At 62.7% G+C, this 25,039-nt stretch carries 21 protein-coding genes; 10 read left to right on the plus strand and 11 right to left on the minus strand.

All coding sequences use genetic code 11. The annotated features are described in order from the left end of the window. Positions 1 to 100: 100 nt before the first annotated feature. A complete protein-coding gene (locus NPS46_RS08880) occupies positions 101 to 1,963 on the plus strand; it encodes a DEAD/DEAH box helicase (protein ID WP_274106290.1) in 1,863 nt (620 codons plus the stop codon). A gap of 91 nt (positions 1,964 to 2,054) precedes the next feature. Here NPS46_RS08880 and NPS46_RS08885 read toward each other — a convergent pair whose 3' ends face one another. The 3 genes from NPS46_RS08885 to NPS46_RS08895 all read right to left on the minus strand — a co-directional run bounded on the left by NPS46_RS08885 (position 2,055) and on the right by NPS46_RS08895 (position 5,254). Next, positions 2,055 to 2,633 (minus strand): YceI family protein, encoded by a 579-nt coding sequence (locus NPS46_RS08885; RefSeq protein WP_274106291.1) that lies wholly within the window; start codon positions 2,631 to 2,633, stop codon positions 2,055 to 2,057. A 32-nt stretch (positions 2,634 to 2,665) separates the two neighbouring features. Beyond that, on the minus strand, positions 2,666 to 3,217 hold the full coding sequence (locus tag NPS46_RS08890) for a cytochrome b (RefSeq protein WP_274106292.1): 552 nt from the start codon (positions 3,215 to 3,217) through the stop codon (positions 2,666 to 2,668). Between the two features lie 273 nt (positions 3,218 to 3,490). Further along, positions 3,491 to 5,254, minus strand: a complete 1,764-nt coding sequence (locus NPS46_RS08895) for a flavin monoamine oxidase family protein (protein WP_274106293.1) — start codon at positions 5,252 to 5,254, stop codon at positions 3,491 to 3,493. A 221-nt stretch (positions 5,255 to 5,475) separates the two neighbouring features. Here NPS46_RS08895 and NPS46_RS08900 point away from each other — a divergent pair, with 221 nt between their 5' ends. Together NPS46_RS08900 and NPS46_RS08905 are read left to right on the plus strand one after the other, a co-directional pair. Then, positions 5,476 to 6,882 (plus strand): adenosylmethionine--8-amino-7-oxononanoate transaminase, encoded by a 1,407-nt coding sequence (locus NPS46_RS08900; protein ID WP_274106295.1) that lies wholly within the window; start codon positions 5,476 to 5,478, stop codon positions 6,880 to 6,882. Positions 6,883 to 7,011: 129 nt separating this feature from the next. After that, a complete protein-coding gene (locus tag NPS46_RS08905) occupies positions 7,012 to 7,731 on the plus strand; it encodes a 16S rRNA (uracil(1498)-N(3))-methyltransferase (RefSeq protein WP_274106297.1) in 720 nt (239 codons plus the stop codon). An 8-nt stretch (positions 7,732 to 7,739) separates the two neighbouring features. On the opposite strand, the gene trhA is transcribed toward NPS46_RS08905, so the two are convergent. The 7 genes from trhA to pilG all read right to left on the minus strand — a co-directional run bounded on the left by trhA (position 7,740) and on the right by pilG (position 18,329). Further along, on the minus strand, positions 7,740 to 8,357 hold the full coding sequence (trhA, locus tag NPS46_RS08910; RefSeq protein ID WP_274106299.1) for a PAQR family membrane homeostasis protein TrhA: 618 nt from the start codon (positions 8,355 to 8,357) through the stop codon (positions 7,740 to 7,742). Positions 8,358 to 8,401: 44 nt separating this feature from the next. Then, positions 8,402 to 8,857, minus strand: a complete 456-nt coding sequence (locus NPS46_RS08915) for a chemotaxis protein CheW (RefSeq protein ID WP_274106301.1) — start codon at positions 8,855 to 8,857, stop codon at positions 8,402 to 8,404. Continuing rightward, the gene (locus NPS46_RS08920; RefSeq protein WP_274106303.1) at positions 8,850 to 14,765 is read right to left on the minus strand and encodes an Hpt domain-containing protein; all 5,916 of its coding nucleotides are present in this window, start codon (positions 14,763 to 14,765) and stop codon (positions 8,850 to 8,852) included. Before NPS46_RS08920 ends, NPS46_RS08915 begins: the two co-directional genes overlap by 8 nt. Before the next feature lie 28 nt (positions 14,766 to 14,793). Beyond that, entirely contained in the window at positions 14,794 to 16,848 is a 2,055-nt protein-coding gene (locus NPS46_RS08925; RefSeq protein WP_274106305.1) for a methyl-accepting chemotaxis protein, read from the minus strand. 112 nt (positions 16,849 to 16,960) lie between these two features. Next, on the minus strand, positions 16,961 to 17,500 hold the full coding sequence (locus NPS46_RS08930) for a chemotaxis protein CheW (RefSeq protein WP_274106307.1): 540 nt from the start codon (positions 17,498 to 17,500) through the stop codon (positions 16,961 to 16,963). Positions 17,501 to 17,512: 12 nt separating this feature from the next. Next, on the minus strand, positions 17,513 to 17,878 hold the full coding sequence (gene pilH, locus NPS46_RS08935; RefSeq protein ID WP_274106309.1) for a twitching motility response regulator PilH: 366 nt from the start codon (positions 17,876 to 17,878) through the stop codon (positions 17,513 to 17,515). 43 nt (positions 17,879 to 17,921) lie between these two features. Continuing rightward, positions 17,922 to 18,329: a twitching motility response regulator PilG gene (gene pilG / locus NPS46_RS08940; RefSeq protein ID WP_274106311.1), complete on the minus strand. Its 408-nt coding sequence runs from the start codon at positions 18,327 to 18,329 to the stop codon at positions 17,922 to 17,924. 241 nt (positions 18,330 to 18,570) lie between these two features. Between pilG and gshB the strand changes: the two genes are divergently transcribed. From gshB to NPS46_RS08975, 7 genes are all read left to right on the plus strand, one after another. Further along, positions 18,571 to 19,524: a glutathione synthase gene (gshB, locus tag NPS46_RS08945; RefSeq protein ID WP_274106313.1), complete on the plus strand. Its 954-nt coding sequence runs from the start codon at positions 18,571 to 18,573 to the stop codon at positions 19,522 to 19,524. Positions 19,525 to 19,602: 78 nt separating this feature from the next. Further along, positions 19,603 to 20,502, plus strand: a complete 900-nt coding sequence (locus NPS46_RS08950; protein WP_274106315.1) for an energy transducer TonB — start codon at positions 19,603 to 19,605, stop codon at positions 20,500 to 20,502. 119 nt (positions 20,503 to 20,621) lie between these two features. After that, a complete protein-coding gene (locus NPS46_RS08955; protein WP_274106317.1) occupies positions 20,622 to 21,191 on the plus strand; it encodes a YqgE/AlgH family protein in 570 nt (189 codons plus the stop codon). Then, entirely contained in the window at positions 21,191 to 21,631 is a 441-nt protein-coding gene (ruvX, locus tag NPS46_RS08960; RefSeq protein WP_274106319.1) for a Holliday junction resolvase RuvX, read from the plus strand. The genes NPS46_RS08955 and ruvX overlap by 1 nt, the downstream gene beginning before the upstream one ends. A gap of 79 nt (positions 21,632 to 21,710) precedes the next feature. After that, entirely contained in the window at positions 21,711 to 22,217 is a 507-nt protein-coding gene (gene pyrR / locus NPS46_RS08965; RefSeq protein WP_274106321.1) for a bifunctional pyr operon transcriptional regulator/uracil phosphoribosyltransferase PyrR, read from the plus strand. Between the two features lie 27 nt (positions 22,218 to 22,244). Next, positions 22,245 to 23,249 carry an aspartate carbamoyltransferase catalytic subunit gene (locus tag NPS46_RS08970; protein WP_274106323.1) on the plus strand — a complete coding sequence of 335 codons (1,005 nt, stop codon included), beginning with the start codon at positions 22,245 to 22,247 and terminating at the stop codon, positions 23,247 to 23,249. Continuing rightward, on the plus strand, positions 23,246 to 24,517 hold the full coding sequence (locus tag NPS46_RS08975) for a dihydroorotase (RefSeq protein WP_274106325.1): 1,272 nt from the start codon (positions 23,246 to 23,248) through the stop codon (positions 24,515 to 24,517). The genes NPS46_RS08970 and NPS46_RS08975 overlap by 4 nt, the downstream gene beginning before the upstream one ends. Positions 24,518 to 24,582: 65 nt before the next feature. Here the strand turns inward: NPS46_RS08975 and NPS46_RS08980 are convergent, their stop codons facing one another. Further along, positions 24,583 to 25,002: an NINE protein gene (locus tag NPS46_RS08980; protein WP_274106327.1), complete on the minus strand. Its 420-nt coding sequence runs from the start codon at positions 25,000 to 25,002 to the stop codon at positions 24,583 to 24,585. Positions 25,003 to 25,039: the final 37 nt, after the last annotated feature.

The following is a 25,039-nucleotide window of genomic DNA, read 5'->3' on the forward strand; positions in this document are numbered from 1 at the left end:
CGAGGCCAGCAGGACCGGACGGGATTGCGTCCCCTTAAACGCGATTCGCGCCAGGCAAGACATCCCATTGGGCAACGCCCTAACTAGAACAGGATTACTCATGTCCTTTGCTTCCCTCGGTCTCTCCGAGGCTTTAGTCGGCGCCATCGAGGCCGCCGGCTATACCCAGCCTACTCCGGTGCAACAGCGGGCCATTCCCGCCGTGTTGCAAGGTCGCGACCTGATGGTGGCGGCACAGACAGGTACTGGTAAAACCGGCGGCTTCGCCCTCCCGATTCTGGAGCGGTTGTTCCCCAACGGTCACCCGGACAAATCCCAGCGTCACGGCCCGCGCCAGCCCCGCGTACTGGTCCTGACCCCGACCCGCGAACTGGCCGCCCAGGTTCACGAGAGCTTCAAGCTCTATGCCCGTGACCTGAAATTTGTCAGCGCCTGCATTTTCGGCGGTGTCGGCATGAATCCACAGGTCCAGGCCATGGCCCGCGGCGTCGACGTGCTCGTTGCCTGCCCGGGTCGCCTGCTGGACCTGGCTGGCCAAGGCAGCGTCGATTTGTCCCACGTGGAAATCCTCGTGCTGGACGAAGCGGACCGCATGCTCGACATGGGCTTTGTCCATGACGTGAAGAAAGTCCTCGCACGCCTGCCCGCCAAACGGCAGAACCTGCTGTTCTCGGCGACGTTCTCCAAGGACATCACCGACCTGGCCGGCAAGCTGCTGCACAACCCCGAGCGCATTGAAGTCACGCCACCGAACACCACGGTCGAGCGCATCGAACAACGCGTCTTCCGCCTGCCTGCCAGCCACAAGCGTGCCCTGCTGGCGCACCTGATCACTGCCGGCGCGTGGGAGCAGGTCCTGGTCTTTACCCGAACCAAGCACGGCGCCAACCGCCTGGCCGAGTACCTGGACAAGCATGGCCTGAGCGCCGTTGCCATCCACGGCAACAAGAGCCAGAACGCCCGGACCAAAGCCCTGGCCGACTTCAAGGCCGGTGATGTCCGCATTCTGGTCGCCACCGATATCGCCGCTCGCGGCCTGGATATCGACCAACTCCCTCACGTGGTCAACTTCGAACTGCCGAATGTCGACGAAGACTACGTGCACCGGATCGGTCGTACCGGCCGTGCGGGCCGCTCCGGCGAGGCGATCTCGCTGGTTGCCCCGGACGAAGAGAAACTGCTGAAAAGCATCGAGCGCATGACCAAGCAGAAAATCGCCGATGGCGACCTGATGGGCTTCGATGCCAGCGCTGTAGAAGCTGAAAAGCCTGAAGTACGCGAGCGTCCCGATGTCCGTAACCCTCGCAACCCGCGCGGTCCACGTGGCGACGGTCCAAACGGCGGTGGCGGCGGTAGCGGGCGCAAGGACAAGGGCAAAGACAAGGGCAAGGAAAAACCGGCAGCCGCTCGCGGCGACCGCCCGGCCCGCGAGCAGAAACCGCGCGAAGGCACCCCGGCCCGCGAACAACGTCAGCCCGCGCCACGCGCAGTTGATCGTGACCCCGAGGAGTTCCTCGACGACGATATCGATAACTTCGGTAACCGCGTCGACTACGTGCCGCAGCAGGTCAAAACCCAAGGCCGCGGCCGCCGTCCAGGTGGCCAAGGTCAAGGCGCTGCGACGCCAGCCCGTAGCGGTGGCGCTCAGCCCCAGGGACGTCAAGGCGGCCCGCGCAATGCCAATGGCGCCAGCACTGGCACCCCGCCAGCCAAGCGTACCGGCCAGCGCAACGGCGCACCACGTGATGGCCAGGCGCGCCGCGAAGACTCGCGTAACCGTCGCCCAAACCGTGATGAGCAGCCTGCACGTCAGGAACCGGCGGTAAAAGGTCCACGGGACAATCAGCCGAAGATCATGCACAAGGAGTCGAAAACCGATCGTTTCCCGACACCGGAACAGCTTGATCAACTGCCAAGCCGTCCGCGTGGCGAGAAACCGGCGTTGCTGACCCGCAATCGCTAAGTTTCAGACGCCATAAAAAACGCCCCCGTTCTCACGAACGGGGGCGTTTTTGTTTGTCTGCAACAGGCTGCGAATACTCGCAGCCGTGGCATTACTTCACTTGCACACCTTCAAACGAAACATTCAGGTCCAGGGTCTGGGAGGATGGACCTGGGCCCTTGATGCCGAAATCGTTCAGTTGCAGCGTGGTGGTGCCATTGAAGCCGGCGCGCTGGCCACCCCATGGATCCTTGCCTTCGCCATTGAAGGTCGCCTTGAACACGACTGGCTTGGTCACGCCGTGCAGCGTCAGGTCGCCGGTCACATCAGCGGTTTTCTCGCCGGTGGATTTGACCGCGGTGGAAACGAAGGTCGCTTTTGGATACTTCTTCACATCCAGGAAGTCGGCGCTGGCAATGTGCTTGTCACGTTCGGCGTGGTTGGAGAACAAGCTGGCGGTGTTCAGCTCAACGTTGATCTTGCTGTCTTCAGGCTTCTTGGCATCAAAGCTGAAAGCACCGTCCCAATCCTTGAATGTGCCGTAGATGAAGCTGTAGCCCAGGTGGCTGATCTTCCACTCGACGAAAGCGTGCTGGCCTTCCTTGTCGATCTTGTAGTCCGCGGCCATCGCCTGACCGGCCGACAACAGAGCGGTACCGATAGCCAGAGCGGCGAGAGTCTTTTTCAACATGTGTTCTATTCCTTTTGAGTTGAGGGAGAGCATCAGGCTTTGCGACCCAGCATACGGAGCAAAGTCGCATCACGGTCGATAAAGTGGTGTTTCAACGCTGCCAGGCCATGCACACCGGCAAAGATCACCAATGCCCAGGCCAGATAAAAATGTACTTCGCCTGCAATATCCGCCTGGTCGGGAAGACCGGAGATCAGCGCCGGCACTTCAAACAGATTGAATACTGGGATCCCCGCCCCATCAGCAGTGGAGATCAGGTAACCGGAAAACATCAGGACAAACAGACCGATATACAGGAAGGCGTGACCGAACTTCGCGCCCAGGCGGGTCAGTTGCCCATGATTGGCCGGGGCCGGCGGTGGCGGGCTGATAAAGCGCCAGAGCAGGCGCAATAGCATGACGGCAAACAACGTCAGGCCAATGCTCTTGTGCAGGTCGGGAGCATCCTTGCGCCAGGCGCTGTAGTAGTCGAGCCCAACCATCCACAAACCCAGCGCGAACAAACCAAACACCGCCAACGCGACACCCCAGTGCAGGACAATGCTGACCAGGCCATAGCGAGAAGAAGAGTTTCGAAGCTGCATGAAAAAACATCCTGTGAGAACTGGAGCCAGACTATCTCGTTACCTATCGAATAAAAGCGAAAAAATTCGCTTTGAAATATCGAGAAATACGATCAATAGTCTGAAACGAACGGGTTAAGAAAATATTAACAGGCGTATTGTGCAACGCGCTGCACACGGCTTCGAGATCAGCCCACGAGCGGCCATCGACTGAGGATGGTACTCCCAGAACGGGGGCATGTGCCCCGGGGAGGACCCTAGCGGGCGCGGCACAAAGCCGCGCCCTGGAGGGAGTTACTGCGCCTTGGCAGCGGGCGCTTTGGCCGGCTCGGCCTTCTTGACCGGTGCTTTCTTCGCCGGAGCGGGCTTGGCCGGAACCTTTTTCGCAGCCTCGGCCTTGGTCTTGGCGACCGGCTTCTTCACCGCAGCCGCTGGCTTGACCGGCGCTTTCTTGACCGGCTCGGCCTTCACCGGCGCCGCCACTGGCGCCACAGGAGCAACCGGCGCTACGACCGGGGCCACCGGGGCTGGAGCAGGAGCCGCAGGGGCTGGAGCAGGCGCGACGGCCTTGTCCGAACCACCGAACAAACGCGAGAAGAACCCGGGCTTATCCGCTTTCGCCGCGCCTGCTGCGGCCGCCGCGCCAGCGGCTACCGGCACAGCCTTGGCGGGATCGAAGGACTTGCCCGCCGCCAGATCCTGGACCTGGCTGGCTGCACGCTGCCCAGTGCGCAGTGCGCCTTCCAGGGTCCCCGGATACAGGGCGTCGGTATGCTCGCCAGCAAAGGCCACGCGCTGCACCGGACGCTCCCACAAACGCCAGAACTTGCTGATCTGTCCTGGACCGAATGCCAGGTAAGCCCCGCCGGTCGAAGGGTCAGTGCTGTAGCGGCGGATCTCGTAGCCGGTAAAGGCACCACGCGCCTGTGGATAAAAGGCGTGCATGCGAATCAGCACCTGATCAACCATCTGCTTGTCGCCAAAGCTTTGCAACAGGCGCGCATTGTCACCCGACAGGTTGACCACCACATTGGCGCCCCCCTTGAGCGCCGGCTCGATCCACATCATGCCCAGGCCGGTATTGCTGTAGATCTCGCCCGACATTCGCGCCCGGCTTTCCCAGACCGGGGTCTTGAACTTCAGCATCAACTGGTCGCGCCAGCCGTAGTTAGTGTTCTTGATGGCCGCCAGGTGCTGGGCATCAAGTGCGGGGGTGAACTGGATCTTGTTCAGCGCCCGCAGCGGCACAGCCAGTACGACGTAGTTGGCCTGATAACCCACGGCGCCGACCTTGACGGTCACGCTGTCTTTGTCCTGGATAATCGCCGACACCGGCGAGCCGGTCTTGATGACTTTCAGTTGCTTGACGAACGCCTGGGCCAATACCGGGCTACCGCCCAGCAGGCGCGCAGCGCGCTGGTCGCGGTCCGAGATATTGCGATACACCCGACTCTGCTGTGCGAAGTAGAGCAGTGACAGACGCGAAGGCTCGTCGTACCGGGTACGAATCTGCTGACTGATCAACTGGCGTGCAGTGGGCGGCAATTGCAGCTTGTCCAGCCAGTTGGAGACGTTGATCTGGTCCAGTGCGAACAGCGTGCTGGTCGCCGCCGGATTCAGCGGGTCATCGATAGACGCCGCCAGATCGTCCAGGGTCTTCTCATAACGCTTGAGCGCTTCGGCCGTAGCCGGTTGTTTGGTCGCCAGGTCGGCGGCACTGAAATACTCGCCATCGATCAGGTAACCCGGGCTGCGAACAAACTCGGGCGCCGGCGAGACGCCCAGCTTGAACGTGTTGATATAGTGATTGAGCACCGGTTGGGTCTTGCCATTGCCGATCCACTCACTGGTCGCCAGCCCCGAACGGCCGCCCAGGCTTGGCTTGGCCTCCAGCAGGGTGACCTGCCAGCCTTTGGTCTGCAGCTCATAGGCTGCCGTCAGTCCGGAAAGCCCGCCCCCGATGACGATTGCCGTCGGTTGTTTGTCCTGCCCCAGCGCCGCAACGCTGAACAGCCCCATCACCATCAGCGCACAGGCGCGCAGCCAACCAGCAGACATTCAGCGAACTCCGAATTGAAGCGAGGAAGTTTCGGATTTTAGAGCCCGAATACTCAAAGAATCGCGAAGGATACGCCAGCCCACAGAGCCCTGCCAGCGGCGCCCATCGGCCAATTGAATGTAGCCTAAATCACACAATGGGTTGTGGCAGACGAGGGCATTGCATAGGCTTGCGCGATTGTTTGCCCGCGCCCGGCGCGAACGGCCACCAGGAGAGCGAAATGGGCCTGAATGACCAGTGGATGCAACGCGATCTCGCGGTGCTGTGGCACCCCTGCACCCAGATGAAAGACCACGAGCAACTGCCCCTGATCCCGATCAAGCGCGGCGAAGGCGTCTGGCTGGAGGACTTCGAGGGCAAACGCTATCTCGATGCCGTCAGTTCCTGGTGGGTCAATGTCTTTGGCCACGCCAACCCGCGGATCAACCAGCGCATCAAGGATCAGGTCGACCAGCTCGAGCACGTGATCCTTGCCGGCTTCAGCCATCAACCGGTCATCGAGCTGTCCGAACGCCTGGTCAAGCTCACCCCCGAGGGGCTGACTCGATGCTTCTACGCCGATAACGGATCGTCTTGCATCGAAGTCGCGCTGAAAATGAGCTTTCACTACTGGCTCAACCGTGGCCAGCCAAACAAGAAGCGCTTTGTCACCCTGACCAACAGCTATCACGGCGAAACCATGGCCGCGATGTCGGTTGGCGATGTGCCCTTGTTTACCGAGACCTACAAGGCGCTGCTGCTCGACACCATCAAGGTACCGAGCCCGGACTGCTACCTGCGCCCCGACGGCATGAGCTGGGAAGAACACTCGCGCATGATGTTCGCGGCGATGGAACAGACCCTAGCCGAGCACCATGCCACGGTCGCTGCGGTGATTGTCGAGCCACTGATCCAGGGTGCCGGCGGCATGCGCATGTACCACCCGGTCTACCTCAAGTTGCTGCGCGAAGCCTGCGACCGCTATGGCGTCCACCTGATCCACGATGAAATTGCCGTGGGTTTTGGCCGCACCGGCACGATGTTCGCCTGCGAGCAGGCCGGCATCCGCCCGGACTTCCTCTGCCTATCGAAGGCACTGACCGGCGGCTATCTGCCATTGGCCGCCTGCGTGACCACCGAGGATGTCTACAGCGCGTTCTACGATGATTACCCCACACTGCGCGCGTTCCTGCACTCGCACAGCTACACCGGCAATCCCCTGGCCTGCGCCGCAGCCCTGGCGACGCTGGATATCTTCGAGCAGGACCGGGTCATTGAAAACAACCAGGCACTGGCTCAGCGCATGGCCAGCTCCACGGCCCATCTGGTGGATCACCCCCACGTTGCGGAAGTCCGCCAGACCGGCATGGTCTTGGCCATTGAAATGGTCCAGGACAAGGCCAGCAAGACCGCCTATCCCTGGCAGGAGCGCCGCGGACTGAAGGTTTTCCAGCACGCTCTGGAACGCGGCGCGCTGCTGCGGCCGCTGGGTAGCGTGGTGTATTTCCTGCCACCGTATGTGATTACCCCGGAGCAGATCGACTTTCTCGCCGAGGTCGCCAGCGAGGGGATTGATATCGCCACGCGCGACTCGATCAGCGTGGCCGTACCCGCGAATTTCCATCCGGACTTCCGCGATCCCGGCTAGGGTTTCCAGGACCTCTCCCTGTAGGAGCGAGCATGCTCGCGAGCCTTTGGCTACCCGCAAGCGGGCTCCTACAGATACAGATCGATATTCAGCCTCATTACGACCGGCCATTTTTTCAGAGACACCCCCATGCGACTGTCCCGCTTCTTTATCGATACACCCCTGAGCCTTGGCCAGCACGAGCTGCCGGAAGCCCAAGCGCATTACATCGGCCGCGTCCTGCGCATGGCCGAGGGCGATGCCCTACAGGTTTTTGATGGCTCCGGTCAGGAATTTCTCGGCAAGGTGCTGGAAGTCGGCAAGAAACGCGTGCGCATCGAACTCGACGAAACCTTTGCCGGGCAAGCCGACTCAAGCCTGCACGTCCATCTTGGCCAGGGTCTGTCCCGGGGCGAGCGGATGGACTGGGCGATCCAGAAGGCAACCGAACTGGGCGCCAATGAAATCACGCCCATCGTCAGCGAGCGTTGCGAAGTGCGCCTCAAGGATGAACGCGCGGACAAACGCCTCGCCCACTGGCGCCAGATTGCAATCAGCGCCTGCGAGCAATGCGGTCGCTCCAGCCTGCCGGTGATCCATCCACCGCAACTGCTGAGCGAATGGCTCAAGCAGACCGAAGCCGAGTTGAAACTGGTGTTGCACCCGGTCGCCGCCCCCCTGGCCAGCCACGCCCACCCTGCTCGCCTGGCCTTTCTGATCGGCCCCGAAGGCGGCCTGACGGACCACGAAGTCGAGCAGGCCAGACAGGCCGGCTACCATTCGGCGCGCCTCGGTCCGCGCGTGCTACGCACCGAAACCGCGCCCGTCGTCGCCCTCGCGGTGGCCCAGCAATTGTGGGGCGACTTCTAGCGTCTCACCTAGATCACATAGGCCGAAATCGCGACGAAGTGCAGCACGCTGCCGACAATGACGAACAGATGCCAAATCCCGTGGGCATGACGCAGTCGATGATCCAGGGCGAAAAAGATAATCCCGATGGTGTAGAACGCGCCGCCCGTGGCCAGCCAGATAAAGCCGGTCATGCCCAGGGCGGCGATCAGAGGCTTGACCGCCACCAGCACGATCCAGCCCATCACCGCATAAATCACGATCGACAGGATCCGCGCCTCCGAGCGCGGTTTGATTTCCTGCAGCATGCCGATCAGCGCCAGCCCCCAGACAATGCCAAACAACCACCAGCCCCAGGCACCTCGCAGGGTCACCAGGCAGAACGGCGTATAGCTGCCGGCAATCAGCAGGTAGATCGACAGGTGATCAAGCTTTTGCATGATCACTTTCGAGCGCCCACGCACGCTGTGGTAAACGGTCGAAATGCTGTACAGCAGCAACAGCGTCAGCCCGTAGATCGCCACGCTGACAATCTTCCACGGGCTACCGTCCAGGCTCGCCATCACCAGCAGCCAGACCGCGCCGATACAGGCAAGCACTGCGCCGACCAAGTGGGTCCAGGCGTTGAATCTTTCCCCGTGATACATCGCAACTACCTCGAAAAACCAGGGCAAACCACCCTATACCGCGCCTAAAGCAGTCCGGATTCCACCAGTAGCTGCTCCAGCGCCAACAGGTCCGGGACCTTGGCGACCTGATCCGCGACCTGCACCGCTGCCCGTTCTAGCCGACATAAGGGCACATCGACAAAACTCAACTGGCTGTCGAGCTTGCAGGAGCGCGGAATACCCTGAACCAGCAGCGCGATAAACTTCAACTCCGCACGACCGCCCAGGGCATTGAGCACAACGATCCGTGCACGTTCACCGATCACTGTCTGCCCACCGCAGGCCGCCTCGAAGCTGATCAGCGGCAACTGGCGATCACGCCAGCGGACCTGGCGCAGATACCACGGCGGCGCATCGCTGCTGGGCTCGCCGCGCTGATAGTCAATCAGCTCCGCCACCGCGACATTGGGCAGCAACAGGTGCCGATCGGCCAGCGGCAGCAGCAGCCCGGTCAGGCTGACAAGACGATGATCAAACATGGGGTTTGCTCCAGAGCGCGATGCTTTCCAGCAACACTGACTCCTGATAGGGCTTGCCGAGATAGTCGTTGACGCCAATGGCCATGGCCCGATCGCGGTGTTTCTGCCCTGTGCGGGAGGTGATCATGATGATCGGCAGATGCTTGAGGCGCGGGTCGTTACGGACCTGGATCGCCACCTCGAAACCGTCCATGCGCGGCATCTCGATATCCAGCAGCATCAGGTCGGGCATATGCTCCTGCAACACCGCAAGGGCATCGACGCCATCCTTGGCCGTCAGCACATTCATGCCATGGCGTTCGAGCAGGCGGCTGGTGACCTTGCGCACGGTGACCGAGTCGTCCACCACCAGCACCAGCGGTGCCCGCACCGACTGGCTCTCGGCGCCAGGCGAGGCCTCGTTGACCGTGAAGGCCTGTGGTCGGATCAGGCGAACATGGGCCAACAGATCGAGAATCAGCACCACCCGACCATCACCCAGCAAGGTTGCACCACTCAAGCCCTGTACTGCGGCAAACTGTGGGCCCAGGCTCTTGACCACAATTTCCCGGGTGCCCACCAGGCTGTCGACCTGCACCGCCACCCGCTGTTCGTCGCTGTGCAACAGCAACACCGGCAGGGGCTGGCTCTGGCCGAGCAGCTTCGGCCGGCCGACCGTATGCAACAGCTCGCCGAGGTAGCGCAGATCGTAGGTCTGCCCGCCATAGCAGTAGCGCGGCGGATCCTGCTGGTAGTAGCTGTCCAGCTCGCCGGGGAGCACGCGCACGATGCCGTCGACGGTATTGAGCGGTATCGCGTATTGCTCCTCGGCGCACTGCACCATCAGCGCCCGGTTCACCGACACACTGAACGGCAGGCGGATCCGGAAATGCACGCCCTGGCCGACCACCGAGTCGATGCTCATGCTGCCACCCAACTGGCGCACTTCTTCATGGACCACGTCCATGCCCACGCCACGCCCGGAAATCTGGGTGACCTTCTCGGCGGTGGAGAACCCCGGCTGGAGAATGAACTGCAGGACCTCCCGATCTCCCGGCTGCGCCTCGGGATCGAGTAGACCGCGCTGGATCGCCTTGCGCCGCACCGCCTCCAGGGAGATACCGGCGCCGTCGTCGCGCAGGTCGAAGACGATATCGCCGCCCTCGTGCTCCAACTCCAGACTGATCCGTCCCTGCTCCGGCTTGCCGACGGCGCGACGCGCCTCGCCGGTTTCCAGGCCATGGTCAACGGCGTTGCGCAGCATATGTTCAAGCGGCGCAACCATACGTTCGAGGATATTGCGGTCCAGTTCACTCTCGGCGTTGATGACCTCGAACTCGACGTCCTTGCCCAGCTCGCCCGCGACCTGTCGGACGATGCGCTTGAGCCGCGGCAGGATGCGCTCGAACGGCACCATGCGCGTACGCATCAGGCCTTCCTGCAAGTCGGTATTGACCCGTGCCTGCTGGAGCAGCAAATGGCTGGCATCCTGATTGCGCCGGCCCAGGGTTTCCTTCAGGTCGAGCAGGTCGGAGGCGGACTCGAACAACGCCCGGGACAGCTGTTGCAACTGAGAATGGCGGTCCATTTCCAGCGGATCGAATTCCTCATAGTCCTGGCGTTCGGCTTCCACCTGCTGGCGGCTGAGAATCCGCCCTTGGGTCTCGATATCCAGGCGCCGCAGTTGATCACGCATACGCTCGATGGTGGTTTCCATCTCGCCAAGGGCGACCTGGGCATCATTGGCTTGCTGCTCGATACGCCCACGCAAGATCGACGTCTCACCAGCCAGGTTGACCAGGTCCTCCAGCAGCTCGGCGGGCACCTTGACCATGTCCGCCGCCACACGCTCGGCGTCCATCGCCGGCGCCTCGACGCGGGTCGGGGCCTCGGCCGGGAGCAACGGTGACGCTGCTTCCTGGCCGGGCGCCTGGATCAACTGGCGAATATTGGCGATCAGATCGCTGGCCGCCGCAATTGGCTGCCCAGCCCGCACCGCGTCGAGCATCTGGCTCAGGCGATCATGGCTGTCCTGGGATAATTCGAAGAGCTGCGGCCCAGGCTGCAGATGCCCGGCCGACACACCTTCGTAGAGAAACTCCAGCTCATGGGCCAGGTCGCCGATCGGGGCAATCTCGACCATCCGCGCACCGCCCTTGAGGGTGTGCAAGTCGCGCAGCAGGTTTTCCACCTCCTGGCGATTGCGCGGCTCGGCCTGCCAGCGCTGCAAGGCCGCGCCGGAGCTTTCGAGAATATCGACCCCTTCTTCGAGGAAGATATCCAACAGTTCAGGATCGGCGCTGACCACCTCGTCCACCGCCTTGACGGCAGGTGCCGGCAGATGATTTTCACGCAGGGCCCGGATTCGCGCGACCAGTGAGGTGGTGTCGGCCAGGGTCTGGCGCTGCTGCAACTGCTCCAGCAACTCGGTCAGTCGATCATGGCTGGCTTGCAGTACGGCCGCCAACTCGGTGCCGTGCCTGAAGCGCCGTTCGAGCAGGCCGCCATAGAGACTTTCCAACTCATGGGCGAGGTCGCCGACAGCACCGATTCCAGCCATCCGCGCGCCCCCCTTGAGGGTGTGCAAATCCCGTTGCAGGGATGTCAGGGGCGCTGGGTTGTCCGGCTCATCCAGCCAACGCTGCAAGGCCTGGGCGGCGCTATCGAGAATGTCCACCGCCTCTTCGAGGAAGATCTCGACGATCTCCTCGTCGACTTCCGCCGGGGCCGAGGCATCCAGCGCCTTGGTCGCCGCACCCAGCTCGGTGACACTGAGGACCTGCGCGCCTTCACGCGTGACCAGGCCCAGCGCCGACGGATCAAGCGCGCCATCGAGCAGTTGGCGCAAGGCCTTGACCCGCTCGGGCTGGGGACTGATCTCCTGGCCGGCGGCCAGTTGGTCGAGCATATTGATCAGCGCTTCGTGAGCGCTCTGCACCTCGACGAAAAAACGCTCGCTGACCGCCAGGCTGCTTTCCTCGACAGCCCCGTAAAGATCGAGCAGGGCTTCACATAACTCATCCACCGAATACAGATCGGCCAGATGCGCGCTCTGCCCCAGGCTACTCAGCTCGTCCAGCAGCGCGCTGAGTTCCTGGCGCTCGCCGGGATGCTGCTGCCAGCGCAGCAGCAGGCTTTCGGCATCGAGCAGAATATCCATGCCCTGCGCCAGGAAATCCGCGATCAGTTGCGGATCGCGCTTCGTACGCTGGGCATTGTCGGGCGCGCGCAGCAACGCGTCGATACGCGCGGCCAGCAGGTTTTGAGTCCGGGCGATCAGCGCCGGGGCGCCCTCGATACTGGTCAGCGGTTCGCTGGAAAGCGTGCGCAGGGCGCGCCGCAACAACGCCTCGGCCTCCAGCAACAGTTCGACTTCATCCAGGTCCAGAGGCAATAGGTGTGCCTTGAATTCACGCACCAGATGATCGAGCGGCGCCGCCAGGGCGGCGATGGGCAGTACCCCGGCCATCGAGGCACTTCCCTTGAGTGTGTGCAGCGCCCGCAACAGCTCATCGCTGGCCTGCAACGGCAGGTGCTCGGCCGCCTGCTCGAGAAAGCGATTGAGGCTATCCAGATGGCTCTGCGCTTCGTTGCGGAAAATCTCCAGCAACTGCGGGTCCATTTCCGCGACCACCGGCACCGCCGGCGACAAGGCGCCAGCCCTGGCCAGGGCGTGCGCCCGGGCGGCCAGATGGTCGACATCGGCCCGTTGGCGCTGGGCATTGTCAGCGAACTCGGCAATCAGGTCGGGCAGCAGCCCCAGGGCTTCTTCAAGCAATGCGCGAACCTGAGGCCCGGGTTCAACGCTGTGCTCGAGCACTCGGTTAAGCAGGTTTTCCAGGGCCCAGGCCAGTTCGCCGACGATCAACGCACGAACCATCCGCCCGCTGCCCTTGAGGGTATGGAACGCCCGGCGCAGCTCAGCCAGCGCGTCTGCATCGCCTGGCGCCGCGACCCAGATCGGCAGTTGCTCGCGCAATACCGTGAGCACTTCAGCGGTTTCCTCGAGGAAGACTTCGCGCAGTTCATCGTCAATCGGCGTTTCATCCTGCGGCGGCGGCAACAGGCTATCGGGCACCTGCCGCGCCGGGGGATTGAGTTCCGAAACCGGGTTGGCCAGTACCTGCGCCAGCGACTGCACCACCGCAGCCTGGTCCAGGGCTTGAAGGTCGAACATCGCTTGCGCTTCGCTGGGGCTCAGCATTTCATCGAGCAACGGCACGTCCGTGGCGAGCGCTTGCGCTTGCACAGCCGGGGCATATCCGAGGAACACCAGACTCTGCTCCGCGACATCCAGCACGCCTTCGCCCGGGGCCTGGTGATCCTGCCCCATACGCTCCAGGTAATACTCGATACTGCTCAGGGCATCCGCCAGGCTGTCGAGCGCCTCCCAGCTCGGCGGGGCGCCATCGCCCAGCAGGCGCTCGCGCACATAGCTGTTGCAGGCCGCCAGCAGGGCTGCCGGGCGCGCCAGGGGAATCATCGCCAGGGCACCGCGTACCTGGGTCAAAATCCCTGGCAGCGGCTCCAACTGTTCACGGTCCCAGTCCGCATCGACATAGGCGATGATCGCCTCCTTGGCGTCCTGCAGGCCGACCCGCGCTTCCTTGATCACCAACTGATGAATCTGGGTCAGGTCGGTGGTTGGCAGGCGACTGTCTTCACGGATCGACGGCTCGACATTACCCACCATCCCGGCCAGGGTCGCCTCGACATACAGCAAGGCTCCGGCAACATCCATCAGCACCGCATCATTGGGTTCGCGCAGCCCCTGGGCCAACCCCTGGATCACTGCCAACTGGTCGATGATCACCTTGCGCGGCTGCCCGAAACCCAGCACCGCCAGGGTATCGGCAATCTGCCGCAAGGGCGCCAACAGGCTGTCCAGGTCGCCGATCCGCTGCCGGTCGCTGCGCACGAACAGATCGAGGCGCTCCTTGACTCGCACCAGCTCCTCACACACTGCGCCGATCACCGAACGCATCGCATCGCGGTCAGGGCCCGCCAGGTGCGCGCGCTCCTCATCGACCAGGGCACTGTCGGGCAAGGCTTCATCCAATCCGTAACGCTCCTTGAGAACCAGCATCTTGGCCGTCGGCCGCTCGGCCTTGGCGATATAGAACAACAGGCTTTTGAGCAGTTCTTCGGGCGCCGGCTGGTTGACCGCCGCCATGCCCTGATCCAGCAGGCGCTTGAGTTCTTTGTCGGCTTCCTTGAGCAGGCTGCGCAGCGCTGGGCTATTGCCGATGGTGCCAGCGAGCATGCCCTCGACCAGCGCCGAAGCGACTTGCCACAGCTGCCCCAGGGGTGCGCCTTCGCAGAGCGCCTCCAGACGGCTGAACACCTTGGCCATGTAACCGAGATTGGTCTGCCCGTCCTGCTCGCGCAGCAGGCCGACCAACGCGGCCTGGAGCATCTGCCGCCATTTGCGCAGCAGGGTGGGCAACTGGGCAGGCGTGCGGGTGGCCAGGGTCGCGGCATCCAGCGGGGCCAGGGCCAGCAGATTCGGGCTGAACAGACTGGTTTCCGAGAGCAGGCTTTCGCCACGGGCGCTACGCAGGTCATTGAGCAGCGGCAGCACCACCAGCGGCAGGTCACGCCGGGCACTGTGGATACGGTCGAGATAGAGCGGCAACTGACCAAAAGCCTGTTGCAGCAGTCGGATCGCTTCGCCGAGCTGGGTAACTCGCCCCTGCTGAAGGGCCAGGGCCAACTGCTCCATTTCCTCGGCGAGCAGGGCCGCGCCATAGAACTCGACCATCTGCAGGCTGCCGTGAACCTGGTGGATACACGCCAGGCACGCCGTGATCGACGCCCCCGTAGCCGGCGAACCATCGAACTCGTCGAGCGCCTGGCGAGCCTGTTTCAGCGTCTCGACGATTTCGCCCTTGACCCACTCCAGCGCGACATAGTCTCGGCGATCAACCATAGCGGCGCACTCCAGGGCTCATCGGCACTCACCGCCCATCTCGCGGTTCCCTGGCCTGGGGCAGCGTGAAACCGGACACCGAGCGACGCAGTTGGCTGGCCATCTTCGCCAGATTGCCGATGCTGTCGGCGGTGGCGGTCGAACCGGACGAGGTCTGGCTGGTGATCTGCTGGATCACGTTCATGGTCAGGGAAATTTGCGCCGCCGAGCGCGTTTGCTGCTGGGCCGCATTGGAAATGCTCTGGATCAGTTCGGCGAGGTTTTTCGACACGCCTTCGATCTCCTCCAGGGCCACGCCCGCATCCTGGGCCAGACGTGCGCCGCGCACGACCTCGGAGGTGGTTTGCTCCATGGAGGTCACGGCTTCGTTGGTGTCGGCCTGGATCGCCCGGACCAGGGTCTCGATCTGCCGGGTCGCCGCCGAGGAGCGCTCGGCCAGGCGTTGCACTTCATCGGCCACCACCGCAAACCCGCGCCCGGCATCACCGGCCATCGATGCCTGGATCGCCGCATTGAGTGCGAGAATATTGGTCTGATCAGCAATGTCATCGATCAGGCTGACAATATCGCCAATTTCCTGAGAAGACTCGCCCAGCCGCTTGATCCGCTTGGCCGTATCCTGGATCTGCTCGCGAATATTGTCCATGCCATGAATGGTGTTGTGCACCACTTCATTGCCCTTGTTGGCAATTTCCACCGAGCGCTCGGCCACTGCCGAAGACTCGGCGGCATTGGCCGACACCTGGTCGATGGACTGGGCCATATCGCTGATGGCCGAGGAGGCCTCGCTGATCTGCTGCGCCTGGTGTTCCGAAGCTTCAGCCAGTTGCATGGCGGTTGCCTGGGTATCCTGCACCGCCCCGGCGACCTGGCCGGCGGTGAGGTTGATGGTCGCGACCAGATCACGCAACTGGTCGACGGAGTAATTGATGGAGTCGGCGATGGTTCCAGTGAAATCCTCGGTCACCGAGGCGGATACGGTCAGGTCACCATCGGCAAGATCGGCGATTTCATCCAGCAACCGCATGATCGCGTTCTGATTGCGCTCGTTCTTTTCCGCCGTTTCCTGCAGTTGGCGATGGGTTTCGCGCACCATCACCAAGCCGATCAGAATGATCGACGCCAGGGCCAGCAGCCCCAGGACATAACCACCGATGGTATCGAGCGAGCGCCCGCTGGCCAGGTTCTCGAAACCGTTGGCCAGCTTCGACGCCTCATCGAGCAAGGTCTGGGACACACTGAAGATGCTGCTGGCCGACTCGCGGACCTGGAACAGCTCCGGAGAAGTTTCGAGAATCTCATCCACCGAGCCGGAGACAAACTCGAACAGCTCGGAGATCTCCATCAACCGCGCTCGTGCGTCACGGTCCTCGACCTGGGCAATTTTCAGCAGGCGACTGCCTTCGAGCATGCCGTTGAGGACCTGGCCAAAGCGGTTGGCATCACGGCCAAAGACATCGGCCGCCTGCACCGCGTTCTCATCGCCGGCCAGCACGGTGTTCACCGCGCCGAGAATGCGCTCGGCCAGCAACGACTGGCGCTGGGCCATGGCCACCTGGGCGGCGGGGGCGCCGCGCTGGAGCAGGATCTCGACGACCTTTTCGTATTCCACCTGCAACTGCGGCACGGTTTCGGCCAGGGTTGCCGCCACCTGATGCAGGGACAGGACTGTCTGTTCGCTGGCCAGGATCGCGTCAGTGTTCTTCAGCAGGTTTTCCCAGTCCTGCTGGACCGCATGCATTTCTGTGCGCACAGCAGCCGGGGCGGCAGGCAGGCCGGTGGCCGGGTCGCCTTTCTTCAGGTAGCCCCAACGCTGGGCAAAGTCATTACGCGCGTCGCTGAGCAACTTGAAGGCCGCCGCCTTGCCGGCCGCCGCTTCGGTGGCGTTCTTGGCAATCCGCTGGGACAGCACGCGCAGCTCGCCGGCATGACTGATGTACTGCTTGTCGTAGTTGGACTGGGTACTGAGGTAGGCGAAGTTAGCGAACAGCAACATGATGAACACGATCAAGGCGATAAACAGCGCAATGATCTGCGATCGACTGCGTGAGGCCTCCAGTGGCTTGCCGGTTTTTGCTTTCATCTTTTGATCAGGCCCCCGCCTGTACCGCCCACGTCGTCTATACCGCCTATGAGTACGTCATTGCGGGCAAGCCCGCCCCTGCCAAGTCTTGATCGTGCGTAACAACGACAGCTCAAGCCGCCACATTCAGAAATTCCGCTGCTTCGGCCAGCGCAAACGGGCTGAAGACCCACCAGACCTGCTCACGCTCGAAACGGCCTTTGACGAATGCACCGATCTGCATCTCGGCCAGCCCCTGGGCGCCCAGTTGAAGGCTGTCCTGGGAGAAGTGCTGCATGCCCAGCACCTCGTCCACCAGCAAGCCGGCGAACAACTCCCGATGCTCGATGACCAACACCCGGCGCTGTTTGCGCGGGGCCGACAGCTCATGGCCAAAGAAGGCACACAGGTCCATCACCGGCAATAGCCGCCCGCGCAGGTTGGCGACTCCGCGCACCCAGCTTTTGACACCCGGCAACACCGTTTGCCGAGGCTCGTGCAGGACCTCGGCAATCTCGCCCATGGGCGCCACAAAGCAATGTTCGCCGATGCGAAAACCAATACCGCTCCAGGTTTGCAGCCGGGTTTCCTGGGAGGGCAGGTCGGCAGCCAGCAGCCGACAGCGCTGGTCGATTTCGAGCAGCATTTCGAACGCTGTTTGCGACTGGGCCATGTGCATCGTCCGTCAGCCCGCCAATACCGCACTTAGGGTCTTGATCAGGGTCTCTTCATCCACGGGTTTGGTCAGGTAGTCTCTGGCGCCCTGACGCGTGCCCCAGACCTTATCGGTTTCCTGGTCCTTGGTGGTGATGATGATGACTGGGATATGGCTGGTTTCTGCATCCTTGGTCAGTTGCCGGGTGGCCTGAAAGCCATTGAGGCCCGGCATGACGATATCCATCAGGACCGCGTCCGGCTTTTCCTGGCGGGCCAGGGCCACGCCATCGGCACCGTTTTCGGCCTTGAGGACCTGGTGCCCGTGCTTTTCCAGCATGCTGGTTAGCTTGTACATTTCAGTCGGCGAATCATCGACGATCAGAACTCGTGCCATGGTGTTCCCCATACGAAAAGGCCCGCGCCCACCTGGGCGTCGGTCAATGTGCTTGTTCCACTGCCGCGAAGTCCGGGACATAGGCCTTGATCGCGCTCAGCAGCTCTTCCTTGCTGAAAGGCTTGGTCAAAAATTGATCAGAGCCGACGATCCGCCCCTTGGCCTTGTCGAACAGACCGTCCTTGGAGGACAGCATGATCACCGGCGTGGCCTTGAATGCGCTGTTGTTCTTGATCAGGGCACAGGTCTGATAGCCATCGAGGCGCGGCATCATGATGTCGACGAAGATGATCCGCGGATGGTGGTCGGCGATCTTGGCCAGGGCATCGAAACCGTCAATGGCGGTGATGACCTCGCAGCCGACATTCCTGAGCAGCATCTCGGCCGTACGGCGAATGGTCTTGGAGTCGTCGATCACCATCACCTTCAAGGCGCTGGATTGCTGTTCCATATCTGCTCTACCATCGCCGCAGCGACTCGTGGTGTTCCAGGTATCGGTTGGTTCAGACGCGAAGCCCTTGATGCTAAAGGCTTAGCAGCGACCTGCGAGCCTTTTTAGCACAGTCCCCCCATGCCAATCCATCAACCAACCGGGGCAGTCGGTTTTTCCTTGACCGAGAACAACCGGAGCGCCACTCTGACGCCACTTTTTCACGCCAATTCAGCACCGCTGAAGACAGAGGATATCGCCCATGAGCGTTCGTCTCGGAATTGTCATGGATCCCATCGCGAGCATTTCCTACAAGAAAGACAGCTCGCTGGCCATGTTGCTCGCCGCCCAGGAGCGCGGCTGGACGCTGTTCTACATGGAACAGCAGGATCTTTACCAGGACCAGGGCGTCGCCCGGGCCCGGATGCGCCCCCTGAAGGTTTTCGCCGACCCGCAGCACTGGTTCGAACTGGAAGCGGAAACCGACAGCGCCCTGAGCGACCTGGACGTGATCCTGATGCGCAAGGATCCACCGTTCGACATGGAGTTCGTCTACTCCACGTATCTGCTCGAACAGGCCGAGCGCGCCGGTGTGCTGGTGGTCAACAAGCCCCAGAGCTTGCGCGACTGCAATGAAAAGCTGTTCGCCACGCAATTCCCCCAATGCACCCCGCCGACGGTGGTCAGCCGCCGCGCCGACGTGCTGCGTGAGTTCGCCGCGCGCCATGGCGACGTGATCCTCAAGCCGCTGGACGGCATGGGCGGCACCTCGATTTTCCGCCACCGAGTGGGCGATCCGAACCTGTCGGTGATCCTCGAGACCCTGACCGCCCTGGGCAGCCAGCAGATCATGGCGCAGGCCTACCTGCCCGCCATCAAGGATGGCGACAAGCGCATCCTGATGATCGACGGCGAACCCGTGCCGTATTGCCTGGCGCGTATCCCGGCCGTTGGCGAAACCCGTGGCAACCTGGCGGCCGGCGGACGAGGCGAAGCGCGCCCGCTGACCGATCGCGACCGCTGGATTGCCGCCCAGGTGGGTCCAACCCTGCGTGAGAAGGGCCTGCTGTTCGTCGGCCTGGATGTGATCGGTGAACACCTGACCGAAATCAACGTCACCAGCCCGACCTGCATCCGCGAAATCGACAACGCCTTTGGTACCCAGATCGGTGCCCTGTTGATGGACGCCATCGAAACCAAACTCCAGGCCCGTTGATGTAGAACAAGCCAAGCAAAGACCAACATTGCGCTATCATGCTGCGCCTGTGAAACGCGCGATGTTGGTTCTCCCGTCATGACACTCCCCGCCGATCTGCCACCCGAACTGACCCGCACCGGTGTGCGCCCGGCCGATCGCCTTGGTTTCACCCTGTTTCTGGCCGCGTTGATCCACCTGGCACTGATCCTCGGCCTGGGCTTTACCTTTGTTGAACCCAAGCAAATCAGCAGGACGCTGGAAATTACCCTGGCCACCTTCAAGAGCGAGACGCCGCCCAAAAAGGCCGACTTCATCGCCCAGGACAACCAGCAGGGCAGCGGCACCCTGGACAAGAAAGCCATCCCCAAAACCACCGAGATCGCTCCGTTCCAGGACAATCAGGTCAAGAAAACCAGCCCGCCGCCCGCCGCCAAACCCCAGGTAAAGGAAGCCGCGCCCAAGGCTGCCGTTGCCACCGTGGCGCCAAAACCCAAGAAAACCGTTACCAAGCGTGAAGAGGTCAAGACCGAACCCGCGCCCAAAGCGCCGATTCCCACGTTCGACAGCGCCCAGCTTTCCAGCGATATCGCCAGCCTCGAAGCCGAACTGGCCAAGGAGCAGCAACTCTATGCCAAGCGCCCACGTATACATCGCCTGAGCGCGGCCTCGACCATGCGTGACAAGGGCGCCTGGTACAAGGACGAATGGCGCAAGAAGGTCGAGCGGATCGGCAACCTGAATTACCCGGATGAGGCCCGCCGCCAGCAGATCTACGGCAACCTGCGCCTGCTGGTGTCGATCAACCATGATGGCTCCTTATACGAAGTGCTGGTCCTGGAGTCATCCGGCCAGCCATTGCTGGACCAGGCGGCACAGCGAATCGTGCGCCTGGCCGCCCCCTTTGCGCCCTTTACCGGCGACCTGGCGGATATCGACCGCCTGGAGATCATCCGCACCTGGCGCTTTGCCCGTGGTGACCGGCTCTCCAGCAACTGACCGCCTCTCCTGCCAAAGCCAGCGGACCTCCGACTGCGGATCATTACCGGTGAGGATTGGCGCGTTTAAAGTCGGTCTCCAGCTTGTCAGGCCCCTCGCCCAGCGCCACACTAGGGCTCATGAAAAACCTCTCCCCGAGTTACCTGAAGCATCACTTCCTGATCGCCATGCCCCATATGGCCGACCCGAACTTTGCGCAGACCTTGACCTATATCGTCGAGCACACGGCCAATGGCGCCATGGGGCTGGTAATCAACCGCCCGCAGGAGCTGAACCTGGCCGATATCCTTGAGCAACTGCGCCCGGATATCGAGCCACCAGCTCGCTGCCAGCACCTGCCGATCTACGCCGGCGGCCCGGTACAGACCGATCGCGGCTTTGTCCTGCATCCGCTCGGGCCTACCTACCAGGCCACCGTTGAACTCGACGGCCTGGCCCTGTCGACCTCCCAGGATGTGCTCTTCGCCATCGCTGACGGCCTCGGCCCGGCCAAGAGCCTGATCACATTGGGCTACGCCGGCTGGGAAGCCGGGCAACTGGAGGCCGAGTTGGCCGACAACGCCTGGCTGACCTGCCCGTTCTCGGCCCAGATCCTGTTCGATACGCCCAGCGATCAGCGACTCGCCGCTGCCGCCGCCCATCTGGGGATCAACCTCAACCTGCTGACCAGCCAGGCGGGGCACGCCTGATGGCCGAGATTCGCCTGCTGCTGGGTTTTGACTACGGCACCAAACAGATCGGCGTCGCGGTCGGCCAGATGATTACCGGCCAGGCCCGCGAGCTGTGCACCCTCAAGGCCCAGAATGGCATTCCCGACTGGAACCAGGTCGAAGCCCTGATCAAGGAGTGGAAGCCGGACGCCGTAGTTGTCGGCCTGCCCCTGAACATGGACGGCACACCCAGCGATATGTGCGCCCGGGCGGAGAAATTCGCCCGCCGCCTGAATGGCCGCTACAACCTGCCGTTCTTCACCCAGGACGAGCGTCTGACCACGTTCGAAGCCAAGGGCGAGCGCCAGGCCCGAGGTGGTCAGCGCGGCAGCTACCGCGACAACCCGGTCGACGCCATTGCCGCCAAGTTGGTGCTGCAAAGCTGGATCGAAGAAAACCCGGCACCATCCCTTTCCTGAACCGCGTTGCCTGCACCGCGTTTACCGTTTGCGCCCGAGCAACGCGCCATGCCGCGCAAGGGCCCTTGAAGGAGCAACCATGAGCCTGCCCAATCCCGCCGAACTGATCCGCCAGATGGCCATCGATCTGAACGCCCACCTGAGCCAGCGTGGCATCAGCGAACCGCGCTTTATCGGGATCCGCACCGGTGGTGTCTGGGTTGCCCAGGCCCTGCTCGAAGCCTTGGGCAGCGATTCGCCGCTGGGCACTCTGGACGTGTCCTTCTACCGCGACGATTTCAGCCAGAACGGCCTGCACCCACAAGTGCGCCCTTCCGAACTGCCCTTCGAAATCGAAGGCCAACACCTGGTCCTGATCGATGATGTACTGATGAGCGGCCGCACCATCCGCGCGGCCCTCAATGAGCTTTTCGACTATGGCCGCCCAGCCAGCGTGACCCTCGTGTGCCTGCTCGACCTCAATGCCGGCGAACTGCCCATCCGGCCCAATGTGGTCGGTGCAACGCTGTCGCTGGCCGCTACCGAGCGGGTAAAATTGTCCGGGCCGACGCCGCTGCAACTTGAATTGCAAGACCTCGCCCTCTAATACCGCCCTTTAAAAGAGTCCATTGCGATGACGCCTCTAGACGCCAAGCGCCCGCTGCAGCTCAATGATCAGGGCCAGCTGCGCCACTTCCTCTCGCTCGACGGCTTGCCCCGCGAGTTGTTGACCGAAATCCTCGATACCGCCGACTCCTTCCTCGAAGTCGGCGCACGTGCGGTGAAGAAAGTCCCGCTGCTGCGCGGCAAGACCGTGTGCAACGTGTTTTTCGAGAACTCCACGCGCACCCGCACCACCTTCGAACTGGCCGCCCAGCGCCTGTCGGCGGACGTGATCACCCTCAATGTGTCCACCTCCTCGGCCAGTAAGGGTGAAACCCTGCTCGACACCCTGCGCAACCTTGAGGCCATGGCCGCCGACATGTTCGTCGTCCGCCACGGCGACTCCGGTGCGGCGCACTTTATCGCCGAGCATGTCTGCCCGCAGGTGGCCATTATCAATGGCGGCGACGGCCGCCACGCCCACCCGACCCAGGGCATGCTCGACATGCTCACCATCCGTCGGCACAAAGGTGGCTTCGAGAATCTATCGGTGGCGATCGTCGGCGATATCCTGCATTCGCGGGTCGCCCGTTCGAACATGCTCGCGCTCAAGACCCTCGGTTGCCCGGATATCCGCGTGATTGCCCCGAAAACCCTGCTGCCCATCGGTATCGAGCAGTACGGCGTCAAGGTCTACACCGATATGGCCGAAGGCCTGAAGGACGTCGATGTGGTGATCATGCTGCGCTTGCAGCGTGAGCGCATGCAGGGTGGCCTGTTGCCGAGCGAAGGCGAGTTCTACCGCCTGTTCGGCCTGACCACCGCGCGCCTGGCCGGCGCCAAGCCCGATGCGATCGTGATGCACCCGGGGCCGATCAACCGGGGCGTGGAGATCGAATCGGCGGTGGCCGACGGCCCGCACTCGGTCATTCTCAATCAAGTCACCTACGGTATCGCCGTGCGCATGGCCGTGTTGTCCATGGCCATGAGCGGGCAAACCGCCCAGCGCCAGTTCGAGCAGGAGAACGCCCAGTGAAGATCAGCATCCTCGGCGCCCGCGTCATCGATCCAAGCAGTGGCCTGGATCACGTCACCGATCTGCACCTGGAAGCCGGCAAGATCGTGGCCCTCGGCGCGGCGCCGGCCGGCTATACCGCCACTCAGACCATCGACGCCCAGGGCCTGATCGCCGCTCCCGGCCTGGTCGACCTGAGCGTCGCCCTGCGTGAACCGGGCTACAGCCGTAAAGGCACAATCGCCAGTGAAACCCGTGCCGCTGCCGCTGGCGGGGTTACCAGCCTGTGCTGCCCACCCCGGACCAAACCGGTGCTGGACACCTCGGCCGTCGCGGAACTGATCCTCGACCGCGCGCGCGAAGCCGGCAACTGCAAAGTGTTCCCCATTGGCGCCCTGAGCAAAGGCCTCGAAGGCGAACAACTGGCCGAACTGATCGCCCTGCGCGATGCCGGTTGCGTGGCCTTCGGCAATGGCCTGGAGAGCTTTCGCAACACCCGTACCCTGTGCCGCGCCCTGGAATACGCCGCGACTTTCGGCCTGACCGTGATCTTCCACTCCCAGGACCGCGATCTGGCCGAAGGCGGCCTGGCGCACGAAGGTCCGACCGCCAGTTTCCTCGGCCTGCCCGGCATTCCGGAAACCGCCGAGACCGTGGCCCTGGCCCGTGACCTGCTGCTGGTGGAACAAAGCGGCGTGCGCGCGCACTTCAGCCAATTGACCAGCGCCCGTGGTGCAGCATTGATCGCCCAGGCCCAGGCGCGCGGTCTACCGGTGACCGCCGATGTCGCGTTGTACCAACTGATCCTGACCGACGAGGCGCTGATCGACTTCTCCAGCCTCTACCACGTGCAACCACCGCTGCGCACCCGCGCCGACCGCGAGGGCTTGCGGGCGGCGGTCAAGTCGGGGGTGATCCAGGCGATCTCCAGCCATCACCAACCCCACGAACGCGACGCCAAACTGGCGCCGTTCGGGGCCACGGAACCCGGGATCAGCAGCGTCGAATTGCTGCTACCACTGGCCCTGACCCTGGTGGAAGACGGTCTGCTGGATCTGCCAACGCTGTTGGCGCGCCTGAGCACAGGCCCTGCCGACGCCCTGCAGTTACCCGCTGGCAAGCTGGCAGTGGGCGCCCCTGCGGACCTGGTGCTGTTCGATCCAGGCACCTCGACGGTGGCGGGCGAGCAATGGCTGTCCAAAGGCGAGAACTGCCCATTCCTCGGGCATACGCTGCCGGCTACCGTGCGCTATACGCTGGTGGATGGGCGGATCAGCCATACGGCCTGAGCCCCTCCGGCTACGGCGGCAGCAGTTGCGCGTAAGGCGCTGCTAGCCCCGTAGCCTTTGAGCGGTCAGCCGCGCTTGGCGTTTTCCAGGGACACCTGGTCGTTCAAGGTCCAGAAGTCATACAGCACGCCCAGCAGGAACACCCCACCGGTCAACAGGTAGAGAATCCCGCTCAGCCATTTGCCCTGGTACATACGGTGTACGCCAAAGACCCCGAGAAAGGTCAGCAGCAACCAGGCCACGGTGTAGTCAATGGAACCGGCATTGAAGCGCAGGCCGGCCTCGCGATCCATCGACGGGATCAGAAACAGGTCGATCAACCAGCCAATACCCAGCAAGCCAAACGTAAAAAACCACAAGGTCCCGGTTAATGGGCGGCCATAGTAGAAGCGGTGCGCGCCGGTAAAACCAAAAATCCACAGCAAATAGCCGATCACCTTGCTATGGGTATCGCGTGTCGCCATTTCCTGCCGATAGGTGTTCATAAATAACCTCTCTGGTCTCGATAGAAAAAAATTCTGC

It is taken from the genome of Pseudomonas putida, assembly GCF_028682395.1.
Classification (GTDB): Bacteria; Pseudomonadota; Gammaproteobacteria; order Pseudomonadales; family Pseudomonadaceae; genus Aquipseudomonas; species Aquipseudomonas putida_AB.

What these genes read in the sequence shown, in the direction of transcription:
- NPS46_RS08880 (WP_274106290.1), top strand. Translation starts at nt 101, where the DNA reads ATGTCCTTTGCTTCCCTCGGTCTCTCCGAGGCTTTAGTCGGCGCCATC.
- NPS46_RS08885 (WP_274106291.1), bottom strand. Translation starts at nt 2,633, where the DNA reads ATGTTGAAAAAGACTCTCGCCGCTCTGGCTATCGGTACCGCTCTGTTG.
- NPS46_RS08890 (WP_274106292.1), bottom strand. Translation starts at nt 3,217, where the DNA reads ATGCAGCTTCGAAACTCTTCTTCTCGCTATGGCCTGGTCAGCATTGTC.
- NPS46_RS08895 (WP_274106293.1), bottom strand. Translation starts at nt 5,254, where the DNA reads ATGTCTGCTGGTTGGCTGCGCGCCTGTGCGCTGATGGTGATGGGGCTG.
- NPS46_RS08900 (WP_274106295.1), top strand. Translation starts at nt 5,476, where the DNA reads ATGGGCCTGAATGACCAGTGGATGCAACGCGATCTCGCGGTGCTGTGG.
- NPS46_RS08905 (WP_274106297.1), top strand. Translation starts at nt 7,012, where the DNA reads ATGCGACTGTCCCGCTTCTTTATCGATACACCCCTGAGCCTTGGCCAG.
- trhA (WP_274106299.1), bottom strand. Translation starts at nt 8,357, where the DNA reads ATGTATCACGGGGAAAGATTCAACGCCTGGACCCACTTGGTCGGCGCA.
- NPS46_RS08915 (WP_274106301.1), bottom strand. Translation starts at nt 8,857, where the DNA reads ATGTTTGATCATCGTCTTGTCAGCCTGACCGGGCTGCTGCTGCCGCTG.
- NPS46_RS08920 (WP_274106303.1), bottom strand. Translation starts at nt 14,765, where the DNA reads ATGGTTGATCGCCGAGACTATGTCGCGCTGGAGTGGGTCAAGGGCGAA.
- NPS46_RS08925 (WP_274106305.1), bottom strand. Translation starts at nt 16,848, where the DNA reads ATGAAAGCAAAAACCGGCAAGCCACTGGAGGCCTCACGCAGTCGATCG.
- NPS46_RS08930 (WP_274106307.1), bottom strand. Translation starts at nt 17,500, where the DNA reads ATGGCCCAGTCGCAAACAGCGTTCGAAATGCTGCTCGAAATCGACCAG.
- pilH (WP_274106309.1), bottom strand. Translation starts at nt 17,878, where the DNA reads ATGGCACGAGTTCTGATCGTCGATGATTCGCCGACTGAAATGTACAAG.
- pilG (WP_274106311.1), bottom strand. Translation starts at nt 18,329, where the DNA reads ATGGAACAGCAATCCAGCGCCTTGAAGGTGATGGTGATCGACGACTCC.
- gshB (WP_274106313.1), top strand. Translation starts at nt 18,571, where the DNA reads ATGAGCGTTCGTCTCGGAATTGTCATGGATCCCATCGCGAGCATTTCC.
- NPS46_RS08950 (WP_274106315.1), top strand. Translation starts at nt 19,603, where the DNA reads ATGACACTCCCCGCCGATCTGCCACCCGAACTGACCCGCACCGGTGTG.
- NPS46_RS08955 (WP_274106317.1), top strand. Translation starts at nt 20,622, where the DNA reads ATGAAAAACCTCTCCCCGAGTTACCTGAAGCATCACTTCCTGATCGCC.
- ruvX (WP_274106319.1), top strand. Translation starts at nt 21,191, where the DNA reads ATGGCCGAGATTCGCCTGCTGCTGGGTTTTGACTACGGCACCAAACAG.
- pyrR (WP_274106321.1), top strand. Translation starts at nt 21,711, where the DNA reads ATGAGCCTGCCCAATCCCGCCGAACTGATCCGCCAGATGGCCATCGAT.
- NPS46_RS08970 (WP_274106323.1), top strand. Translation starts at nt 22,245, where the DNA reads ATGACGCCTCTAGACGCCAAGCGCCCGCTGCAGCTCAATGATCAGGGC.
- NPS46_RS08980 (WP_274106327.1), bottom strand. Translation starts at nt 25,002, where the DNA reads ATGAACACCTATCGGCAGGAAATGGCGACACGCGATACCCATAGCAAG.